The 11,007-nt window shown below is 43.8% G+C and carries 10 protein-coding genes; all 10 read left to right on the forward strand.

Annotated features, from left to right (window positions below):
• On the forward strand, positions 1–604 hold a 604-nt coding region (locus AC1DWN_RS18605), incomplete at its 5' end, for a DUF5696 domain-containing protein (protein WP_477560399.1).
• A complete protein-coding gene (locus tag AC1DWN_RS18610; protein WP_477560400.1) occupies positions 601–1,509 on the forward strand; it encodes a carbohydrate ABC transporter permease in 909 nt (302 codons plus the stop codon). The genes AC1DWN_RS18605 and AC1DWN_RS18610, both read left to right, overlap by 4 nt.
• 20 nt (positions 1,510–1,529) lie before the next feature.
• Positions 1,530–2,492 carry a carbohydrate ABC transporter permease gene (locus AC1DWN_RS18615; protein ID WP_477560401.1) on the forward strand — a complete coding sequence of 321 codons (963 nt, stop codon included), beginning with the start codon at positions 1,530–1,532 and terminating at the stop codon, positions 2,490–2,492.
• Between the two features lie 251 nt (positions 2,493–2,743).
• Positions 2,744–4,294: a sensor histidine kinase gene (locus AC1DWN_RS18620; protein WP_477560402.1), complete on the forward strand. Its 1,551-nt coding sequence runs from the start codon at positions 2,744–2,746 to the stop codon at positions 4,292–4,294.
• A gap of 154 nt (positions 4,295–4,448) precedes the next feature.
• Positions 4,449–5,564 (forward strand): hypothetical protein, encoded by a 1,116-nt coding sequence (locus tag AC1DWN_RS18625; RefSeq protein ID WP_477560403.1) that lies wholly within the window; start codon positions 4,449–4,451, stop codon positions 5,562–5,564.
• 218 nt (positions 5,565–5,782) lie between these two features.
• Positions 5,783–5,992 (forward strand): cyclic nucleotide-binding domain-containing protein, encoded by a 210-nt coding sequence (locus AC1DWN_RS18630; protein WP_477560404.1) that lies wholly within the window; start codon positions 5,783–5,785, stop codon positions 5,990–5,992.
• Entirely contained in the window at positions 5,961–6,173 is a 213-nt protein-coding gene (locus tag AC1DWN_RS18635) for a hypothetical protein (RefSeq protein WP_477560405.1), read from the forward strand. Before AC1DWN_RS18630 ends, AC1DWN_RS18635 begins: the two co-directional genes overlap by 32 nt.
• A gap of 449 nt (positions 6,174–6,622) precedes the next feature.
• Complete coding sequence (pheS, locus tag AC1DWN_RS18640) at positions 6,623–7,657, forward strand: phenylalanine--tRNA ligase subunit alpha (protein ID WP_477560406.1); 1,035 nt, start codon at positions 6,623–6,625, stop codon at positions 7,655–7,657.
• Positions 7,658–7,681: 24 nt separating this feature from the next.
• The gene (gene pheT / locus AC1DWN_RS18645) at positions 7,682–10,123 is read left to right on the forward strand and encodes a phenylalanine--tRNA ligase subunit beta (protein ID WP_477560407.1); all 2,442 of its coding nucleotides are present in this window, start codon (positions 7,682–7,684) and stop codon (positions 10,121–10,123) included.
• Between the two features lie 203 nt (positions 10,124–10,326).
• Positions 10,327–11,007, forward strand: a 681-nt coding sequence (gene zapA, locus AC1DWN_RS18650) for a cell division protein ZapA (protein ID WP_477560408.1), incomplete at its 3' end; no start/stop codon positions are given.

Raw genomic sequence — 11,007 nt, forward strand, 5'->3', positions numbered from 1 at the left:
ACATGGAACGATTAATCGACAGGAGACAATCGGGATAATAGATGAAAACCTGCAACTGATTAAGAACAAAGCCGAAAATATTATGATTAGCGGAGGTAATGCTTATACATTGCCATATGCGAAGACGATTGTAGATGCACCACTTACGAGCAGTAAATTTAACATTGCTGCTGAAGAGATCCCCTTCTTTTCCATTGTTTTGCATGGATATGTTGACTATTCTGGAACACCTTTGAATCACGAACGTAATCAGGACAGTAAAGTTTCCTTGCTTAAAACACTTGAGACGGGGTCAAATGTATATTATCAATGGTTCTACGCACAACCTTCCGTAATTCGGGAAACGATGTTCAATGACTTGTATTCTGCTCACTACATGGATTGGTTTGAGGAAGCGATACAGCTCTATAACGAAGCGAACACGGTACTGAAGGACGTACAGGATCAAACGATTACAGGCCACCGCAAGTTAGCGGATAGCGTATACGAGACGACCTTTGAACAAGGTAAAAAAGTAATAGTAAACTACAATAAATCAGCGGTAACTGTTGAAAGTATTACTGTTGAGGCAGAGGGTTACCATGTGATCGGCGGTGGATTATGATAAAGCGTAAAATTCCGACGCTGCAGCAGAAAAAGTCTAGATTAGGCATGATATTCGTATTACCGTGGTTTCTAGGATTCGTTTTCTTATTTATAATTCCGTTGTATGAATCCTTTGTATACAGCTTAAATGAGCTAACGCTTGGAAAAGGCGGCTTCATTACCAAGTTTCAAGGGTTTTCATATTACAAGGAGTTATTTACGTCACATCCCACTTTCACTCGAACTCTGGTTGAATCAATTTCTGATCTTTTGATCAATGTGCCGTCCATCACGATTTTTAGTTTGTTCGTTGCTACGCTGATCAATCAGAAGTTTAGAGGAAGGGTATTTGCACGAGCTATTTTTTTCCTTCCTGTCATGCTTGCAGCACCCGTACTTTCACTAGAGAACAGCGCAGAGATGGCAACCATTGCTTCGAATGTGACTGGTGTATCACCTGAGGGCGGAGGCGGAGGAGTTTTATTTGTTAGCTTCGAGTTGGAGCGATTGCTGTCTGGAGCTGGTGTCGGGAGTGGGATAATATTCTTTATTACCGATTTTGTTGATCGGATTTATGAGGTTATTAGTTCATCTGGTGTGCAGATATTGATTTTCCTTGCAGCGCTCCAGTCCATATCTCCTTCTTTGTATGAAGCGGCGAAAATCGAAGGAACGACAGGCTACGAAGCGTTTTGGAAAATTACTATCCCAATGCTCAGTCCAATCATGTTGACGAACATTGTCTATACCGTTATTGATTCCTACAGCACTAATGCATTAAGCAAGATGATAACGGACACTGCGTTTGTATCACTCAATTTCAGCTTGAGCGCAGCGATGTCATGGGTGTACTTCATTATCGTGTCGCTCATTCTAGTAGTGACAATGGGACTCGTCTCACGTAAGGTGTTTTATCAAGACTAACAGGATAGGGGGGGGATACTGTGAAGCTGGCCCACCAATCAAGCATGGCAGCATGGAAAGAACGTGCAAGTAGATTCAACTTGCTCAATTGGAGTAAGCATTGGAGCTGGGTAATCGTTCGAACGATACTTGTGATCGGGTTTTGTTTTGTAATTTTGTACCCATTGTTTTTTAAACTTTCAGTGTCTTTTAAGGATCGTGTGGATTTGTATGACTCAACCGTACTTTGGATTCCTAAGCACTTCACATTGGATACGATGAAGGTTGCTTTTGCAGCACTTAGTTATCCAAAAGTATTTATGAATTCCTTTGCTATTGCAACGGTCTCGACGATCTTACAGGTCATTTCTTGCTCCTTGGCAGCATTTGGTTTTGCTAGGCTAGCCTTTAAAGGGAGCAAGTTATTATTCGGCGGCGTGCTTTTTACGATTATCGTTCCAGTACAAACCATTATGATCACGACCTATCTCAATTATCGTTACTTTGATGTTTTGGGCCTTGTCCAATTGTTCACCGGGCAGAAGGGAATTAATCTGCTAGACAGCTATTGGCCATTCATCCTTCAGTCAGCTACCGGAATGGGAATAAAGAGCGGTTTGTTTATCTTCATATTCCTTCAGTTTTTCCGAGGCCTTCCTAAGGAACTGGAAGAGGTTTCTTACATTGATGGATGCAGCGTATTTCAATCGTTTTGGCGTATTATGCTGCCTAACGCAGTTCCAGCGATGGTAACAGTCCTACTGTTCTCGTTCGTATGGCAGTGGAATGACAATTATTTCGTCTCACTTTTCCTAACATCTTCGGAAGTACTATCGACAAAGCTTCCAATTATGTGGGCTTCGTTTGGTATGACAGATCCACTATATGCTTATATGATAAAAAATGCGGGTGAGCTATTGTTTATTGCTCCGATCGTACTTTTGTACATGTTTGCACAACGATATTTCGTAGAAAGCGTAGAGCGCAGTGGATTGATAGGGTAATCTGGTCATGCAAAAGGGCTTTCCTCTAAGGTCAAAAAAACCTTTAAGGAAAGTCCTTTTGTGTTAGGATGGCAAACGAAGAAAGGGTTGAATAATTATCTATTCACACCTGATTTTTATTGGATATGAAGTCGACCGCTATAGGTGGGCTGAATATGGACATAGCCAGCAGCGCATCCTTCTAGTTTCTCGATGAAGCAGCCACTGCCTGCTGGCTAGACGGCTCAAGCTCAATATGAAAGGTGGAACATATGTTGTTGCGCTTCTTAACCTATAAGGGAAAATACAAGCTGCGCTACGAGATGATTCTCGTCAATACTTTAATCTCTATACTGCCATTTCTTCTCACTATGTCCGCTACCTATTACTTTTATATGGATAATGTGGAAAAGCGCGTTAACGAATCCGTAGACATCTTGTTTGGACAAGTAAGCGGACGGCTGGAGGAATATTTTGATTCTATCGATTATTTGACTAAAATCGCATTTTTTAACGATTCTCTCCAAAAAACGTTTATGAAAGGTGATGGAAAGTCGGTTTATGATTGGGATCAATTCATGTCTATGAAGGAAAAACTTCACCCTTATCTGGATATGAATGCTTCGGTCAAGGATATTCATCTTCTAGATATCCGCTCGGATAACCCTTTGACAAGGGGATATAGCACGGGGACCTATGCACTTAAGCCCGTTATGTATGATTATTTGAAAAATATGGATCAAAAAGAGCTCAAGTCGGGACGGCTCATTTTCTCAGGGGCATTTGCATCATACGAGGGAACATTAGATGAATATTTGGCTATTAGATATGTCCGGGCCATTGAAGGGCGAGAGTATTTGAACGGTATGTTTTTGGGTATCCTCGTACTCGACAAACAGCGAATTAATGGGATTGCGGCTGCAAGCGGGCTTACCGATAAATCCGTCATGATGATTATCGACAATTCAGGAAACGTAGTAACGTCAACGAATGAAAATTTTATATCCAATCAAAGTAAAACAGGAGAGTCATTCCGCGATGGCGCAGTGGTTCGCATCAACGACATTCCTTATTTAGTGAAGACAAGCCCGGTGCACAAGGTAGGATGGAAGCTTGTCATCTATATGGACCAGAACCATTTATATCACGAGGAGCAATTTATTAAATGGGCGGTACCTATTGTACTGGCTTTAATCATAGCAGCTGTGGTGACCGCAATGTTTGGGTTTAATCTAAAAATGACTTCGCCGATAAAGAAAATTACGGATGCCTTGCATCGTGTTGCAGCCGGAGATTTCAATGCGAGGTTGAAATTTAGCTATAAAAACGAAATAACGGCCATTGAGGATCATTTCAATTATATGACTAGCGAGGTGGATCTTCTTACGAAGAGTATTCTCCATACACAGCAGCAGGTATATGAGATGGAGCTGGAGAAAAAGCAGTTCCAACTGAGTGGTCTGCGATCACAAATCAATGCACATTTTCTGTACAACACACTTCAAGCTATTCGCGGAATGGCTGTTAATGAAGAACGGGATCGTATTCATTTATTAATCGAGCAGTTAGCGAATTACTTCCGCTATGTGACCAGGGACGAAGAATTTGTGATGCTTCGTGATGAGGTTTCGTTTGCAAATGGATATGTCGATATGGTTCGGCTGCGGTTTGGGCGCGATATTACCTTCTATAATCGACTGCCGGATAAGCTAGTGGGATCGCCCATTTTGAAAATGACGTTGCAGCCGATTACGCCGTTTCCTGAACGACGTCCAGGGCGTCCTCTTGATTATTTAAATAGACATAAGCCGTACGGTATATAGCTTCTTCAAACTGCTGAAAGAGCTTTAAGTAAGCTTTCTCATCACCCAGTTGTGCTTTTTTAACTGCATTCAACAAGCAAAGCTTGAGAATAAAGGGCATCGACCCACTGCAAGACGACTGATCTCTAGAAATAGGCTAGCAGCATCCGTATTCGTGCTTATCTTGTTATCTTCTGTAGTTTTCCATAACCAAGTATTCGCAGCTATTCAGAAAGCTCTGCAGTATTTTCCTGGTATAGGGATTGTAATGGAAGACGATGATGCTTCACAGGAAAGTTATGTACTGCAGCAGCCAGTCACCATACAAATAGACGGAGGAACCGTTGTAATAACAGGTATGATGGTTAATGAACAAATGACTTATGTGACTATGTCAGGAACTGATACATCAAGGTTTGAATCCATTAAAATAATCAATGAACAAGGGATGGAATATACGTTGAAGTCTGCCCATGCAGTTTGGGGTATCAATAAATGGGCGAGCTCCTTCTGRCTTCAAGGAAAACAGGATATTAAAGGGAACGTGAATTTGATTAAGGTAGGGAACCCAGAAATCGTCATTCCGCTAACGCTGACCAAAGCGGAAACATTTGAGAATTATCAGGCTATGGGCGAAACGTCAGCGATTAATGATGTGACCATTACGACTATTGCCAATCGAGTGGAAGACAAGGCGAGGATTTCGTTAGTTTCGCAGCATTCTAAAGAGTTTAGAATAACTGATTATGGGCTGCACGGCGTTCATAAGGATCAGAAAATAAGTGTGACAGACGAGACTGGTAAGGGTTATGAACTTGAAAGGTATGAAGGGGTTTCAGGCCCAGCGAGTGAGTTTTATTTTGGATTGTCAGCTAGGAGCGATGTGAAAAGCTATACCGTTACGATCCCTGAAATTAATGTGATTTATAATGAAAAAACGAAGATCACATTAAACATTCCTTCCGATAGAGTGATGGATGTGGATCAAACCTTCGAAATAGCAGGTTTTCCCGTTAAAATAACAAAGATAGAACGAATCGAAAATGATCAACTAAGAGTATACATGGATACGAATTATAAGGAGCATACTTCTAGAGCGCTGTATAACCTCAGGATTGATAGGATGAGTCATAGTGCTAAAGTCAATGAACAAACACAGGCGCTGGAGTATCTTCAGTTTGATATTAATCCGAAAAGTAAGAAGCTGAAATTAACGATAACAAATCCAGAAGTTGTTATAAGAGGCCCTTGGAAATTTGAATTACCCGCTGATGAGTATATTAAGAAGTGAATGGATGATAGCAACCGGAGATGAATGGTGTTAAAAAATACAATGTTAAAGGGGAAGTCATTAGGTCAATTTTAGACCTAGCGACTTCCCCTTCGTATTTAGTATATAGGGACAGCCTTAACGAGGAGGCTCGCGTAATACTCGAGGCTGCTTATCACGGAATTGATGATTGGTGGCGTGAAATAGCGGCAGAAGCATTGGTAGAGGAGGGGGAGCACATGTCAAACGACCAGCAGATGATGGGCAGATTAAATAAGGTTGTCTTCCTAAGACAGGTTCTCTACTTTACTGATTTATCACTTGAGGAGCTAGGGTTGATTGCAAGTATAGCCGAAGAACAAACCTGTATGGACGATGATAAGCTGCTGCAGCGAGGGGAGCCGAACCCAGCTATGTATGTCATCGTTGATGGTAATGTCGGCGATTGATGGTAGCCCATCAACCGTTACTGCGCAATCTCTGCTCGGAGATGTGAAGGTGCTTAAGCTGATAGGCGACGATGTATCTAGGCTTATAAGGTTGTACCCTGAGATAGGAATCGGTCTGCTTCGCGCTTCGTTCGCCCGTATTCGGTTATTGGAAGAAATGATGATGAAAATTGACTCGTAAATAAACTTAGTAAAAACAACCTATTTATAGACCATAATTGTTGCATCGGGACTGTAGATTGCATATAATATAGATTAATGTATGATAATCGATGTAAAGCTATGATGGAGATAAGTAAGCAGTGCTTTCGCACAGGGAGAAGACACCGTTGATTGAGAGTGTCTTTGTGAAATAAGGCCGCCGAAGTTCACTCCGGAGCAGACCCCTGAAACGCCGAAGCGGGTTTCCGCGAAGCGCAAGTAGGGTGTGTACGGTTCCCGCCGTTATGGGCTAGAGGAATTACAGGCTTCCAGCAGTGCAGAGGATGACATAAGTTTTGTCATCTATAGGCACCATGGCAAGGTTGTAATTCAAATTAGGGTGGTACCACGGTTCTTTCGTCCCTTTAGGGAGAGAGGGCCTTTTTTTTGTGCAAATATAGGTAAGTAATGATATGGAGGCGAAGAGGAATGAAGGAACGATTGGAAGGGCTGCGCGTCGAAGCGCTTCAAGAGCTGCAGCAAGTGGAAAACCCACAGCAGCTAAATGATTTACGTGTTAAATACTTAGGGAAAAAAGGTGCATTGACTGAGATTTTACGCGGTATGGGCGGACTCAGCGCGGAAGAGCGTCCGGTCATTGGTCAGGTTGGTAATGATGTGCGTGCGGCAATCGAGTCCGTTATCGAAGAGAAGCAATCCGCATTCCAACAAGCAGAAACCAATAACAGACTTCTTGCGGAGACGCTTGATGTAACACTGCCTGGCAAGCAATTGCCGACAGGTTCTGTTCATCCGTTGAACAAAGTGGCACAGGAGATCGAGGATATTTTTATCGGACTAGGTTATACGGTTGCGGAAGGTCCTGAGGTTGAGACCGACTACTACAACTTTGAGGCGTTGAACTTACCGAAAAACCACCCGGCTCGCGATATGCAGGATTCGTTCTACATTACGGATGATATTTTGATGCGTACACAAACGTCACCTGTACAAGTGAGAACAATGAAGGCCAAAAATGGCGAATCGCCAATTCGTGTTATTTGCCCAGGTAAAGTATACCGCCGCGATGATGACGATGCGACCCATTCGTTCCAATTTAATCAGATCGAAGGACTTGTTATCGGCAAAAACATTCGAATGAGCGATTTGAAAGGTACGCTGCTGCAGTTTGCTCAGCAAATGTTCGGCTCTCAAACACAAATTCGTCTTCGTCCAAGCTTCTTCCCATTCACTGAGCCAAGTGCTGAAGTAGATGTTAGCTGTGCGCAATGCGGAGGAAAAGGCTGTCGGATGTGCAAGCATACAGGCTGGTTGGAAATTCTCGGCTGCGGCATGGTACATCCACGCGTACTTGAAATGGGCGGCTACGATCCTGAAGAGGTAAGCGGCTTTGCATTTGGTATGGGTGTTGAGCGTATCGCGTTATTGAAATACGGCATTGACGATATTCGTCATTTCTATACGAACGATCTGCGTTTCTTAAGTCAATTTGCGAGAATGTAACAAAGAGAGAAGGGAAGAAAAACGATGAATGTATCCTATCAATGGTTAAATAAATATATCGATCTTTCTGGCTACACAGCGGAAGAGCTAGCAGAGAAGATGACACGCGGCGGTATTGAGATCGATGTCGTGGAATCCCGCAACAAGGGCGTGACTGGCGTTGTAGTCGGTTATGTGAAATCGAAAGAAAAGCATCCTGATGCGGATAAGCTGAACGTTTGCAAAGTTGACGTCGGAACGGGCGAAGAGCTTCAAATCGTCTGTGGCGCAAAAAATGTCGATGCAGGTCAGCTTGTTCCTGTAGCTGTTATTGGAGCTGCACTTCCTGGGGACTTCAAAATCAAACGCGCGAAGCTGCGTGGAGTTGAATCGCAAGGTATGATCTGTTCGGCGAAGGAGCTTGGTCTTAATGAAAAGCTGCTGCCGAAGGATCAGCAGGAAGGAATTTTGGTATTGCCTGCATCAACTACGATCGGGGCGCCAATCGGCGACGTTCTAGGTATTAATGATGAAGTGCTTGAGCTTGACCTTACTCCGAATCGTTCGGATTGTCTTAGTATGATTGGCGTTGCTTATGAAATCGGCGCTTTAACAGGACGCGAGGTTCTTTTGCCAAATGCGTCTATACCAGCCAGTACTGTGAAAACAGACGGTCTCGTATCAGTAAGTATTAGTGCGCCTGAGCTTTGCTCGCATTATTCGGCTCGTTATATTAAAGATGTTAAAATCGGTGTTTCTCCTTTGTGGCTGCAAAATAAATTGATCGCCGCTGGTGTGCGTCCAATTAATAACGTCGTAGACGTTACCAATTTCGTTATGCTTGAGTACGGCCAACCGCTGCATGCTTTCGACGCAGACCGTCTGCCAGGTGGACGAATTGATGTTCGTCTTGCTAACTCAGGCGAAACACTTGTAACTCTAGATGATCAAGAACGTAAGCTAGAGCCGCATATGCTCGTTATTACAGACGGTACTAACCCGATCGCGCTTGCGGGCGTTATGGGTGGAGCGAGCACCGAAGTAACGGACGGGACTGTTAATATCGTACTGGAGTCTGCAAAATTCGACGGCGGTACGGTTCGCAAAACATCACGTCAGCTCGGGCTGCGCTCAGAATCGAGTATCAGATTCGAGAAGGAAGTAGATCCGGCAAGAGTTATTCCTGCACTTGACCGTGCTGCTGCTCTAATTGCCGAGATAGCTGAAGGTCTAGTTACGGACGGAATCGTTGAGGTTTCTACTGGCAAGGCTCAAGCAACAAAGGTTGACCTGTCCTTAGATAAAATTAATAGCTACCTTGGAACGGATCTGTCTCGTCTTGAAGTACAGACGATTTTTGGCCGTTTGCATTTTGAATATGAGGTATCCGATAACGACGTCTTCACGGTGAACGTCCCTACTCGTCGCGGCGATATTACCCGTTCGGTTGATTTGATTGAAGAGGTTGCTCGTTTGTATGGCTACGATAACATCCCTACAACGCTTGTTCACGGAGATGTAATACCGGGTTCGCTTACGAAGCCACAGTTGATTCGTCGCGAGCTGCGCAAACGACTATCCGATGCTGGTTTGCATGAGGTTGTAAGTTATTCCTTTACTGGACCTGAGCGGACTAAGCTATTTCCGGCACTTGCGGAGAATACGAAGCCGGTACAATTGTCAATGCCAATGAGTGAGGATCGCAGCGTGCTGCGGACAACTCTTATTGCACAATTGCTGGAAACATCGGCTTATAACCGCAATCGTAAAAATGAATCCGCAGCATTTTTTGAAATCGGCAGCGTATTCCATACCGATGAGGAACAGCTTACTCGTTTGCCGCATGAGAAACACCGCTTTGCGGCGCTCTTGACAGGCAATCGTACAGAGGCGCAATGGAACGGCAAAGCGGTTCCAGTTGATTTTTATGATGCGAAGGGCATTTTGGAGACGGTATTCGCGGTGCTTGGCTTAACGTCTAGCGTAACTTACGAAGCGGCTCAGCCAGAGCATTTTCATCCAGGAAGAACGGCAGCTATTCTAATTGACGTGGGTAAAGGACCAGAAGTGATTGGTTATGTTGGCCAATTACATCCGGGCCTTCAACTCGAAGCTGACTTGGCAGATACGTATGTACTTGAAATCGGTCTAGATTTGCTTTATGAGCTAGYGGATTCGGACATTGCTTATAAGGTGCTACCGCGTTATCCGGCTATGCAGCGTGATATTGCTGTTGTCGTTGATAACGAGGTGGCASCAGCTAATCTGACAGGTACTGCTTGGAGTACTGCTGGTGAATTGCTGGAGTCCGTACGAGTATTCGATGTGTTCACAGGAGAGAAGCTGGGTGCAGGCAAGAAGAGCATAGCAATCTCACTTGTTTACCGTCATAACGAGCGTACATTGACAGATGAAGAGGTCAGTGCGGTGCATGGAAAGGTTGTTTTACAATTAGAACAATCTTTTGCAGCGGAATTACGTAAGTAGGCAGGAAACCTTCAAAGTCGCATCGAAATAGTTCCTAGTGGACTTCGATGCGACTTTTTTTAGAGGAAGATAAGAGGTATCGTCTTTATTGATATTTTGTTTATCTTTCAACGCGAAACCGCATCGTCCATGGAAATGGACATTGCGCGCTCGTTTCTACATAAATAAGAGGCGCAACTTAGATAATAGGAGGATTCGCCTTAATGGAAACAGAACAAACGGTAGTAACAGTTGATATATATGGGGTTCAATATAAGCTTAAAGGTCATACCAATGTAGAATATATGAAGCGAGTCGCCAGTTCGATCGACGAGAGCATGAAGAAGCTGGCTAAGGGCTATCCACGTCTGGATATGCCGAAGCTTGCAGTGCTTGCATCTGTTCAAGTGACAGAGGAAGTATTTCGTTTGCGACGCGATAATGCAAGACTTACGGAAGAAGAAGCTAAGCTCGTCTTAATGAGTCAGCAGCTTGAGCAAGTGATTCAGCAAGCTGCCAAGCTGCAAGAAGAGTTAAATGAAACTAAGCGAGAGTCAAATGAGCAAATTCAAGCAGCAAAGGCTGCTGCAGAAGCAGATATTGCACAGATGCTGGAGATGGCAGCAGAGCAAGCTACTGTTCAGCAGGCTGCTGCCGCAGAAGCTCTTAAGTTTCATGAGGAGCAGACGGCTGCTCTTAAGCAGCAGAATGAACAACGTGTAGCTGATTTGATTCGTGATAGAGAAGAAAAACTGACTGTGCTTGGACGTAAGAAGGATGAAAGAATAGCGGCTCTTGAGCTTGAGAAGAATGAAAAGCTGGCAGCGCTTCAATTAGAGAAAGATAAGCGTATTTCGGCTCTTGAGCTAGAGAGAGATGAGAAGTTAGCGGCACTTGAATTAGAG

The organism is Paenibacillus sp. P4_A7, assembly GCF_056402455.1.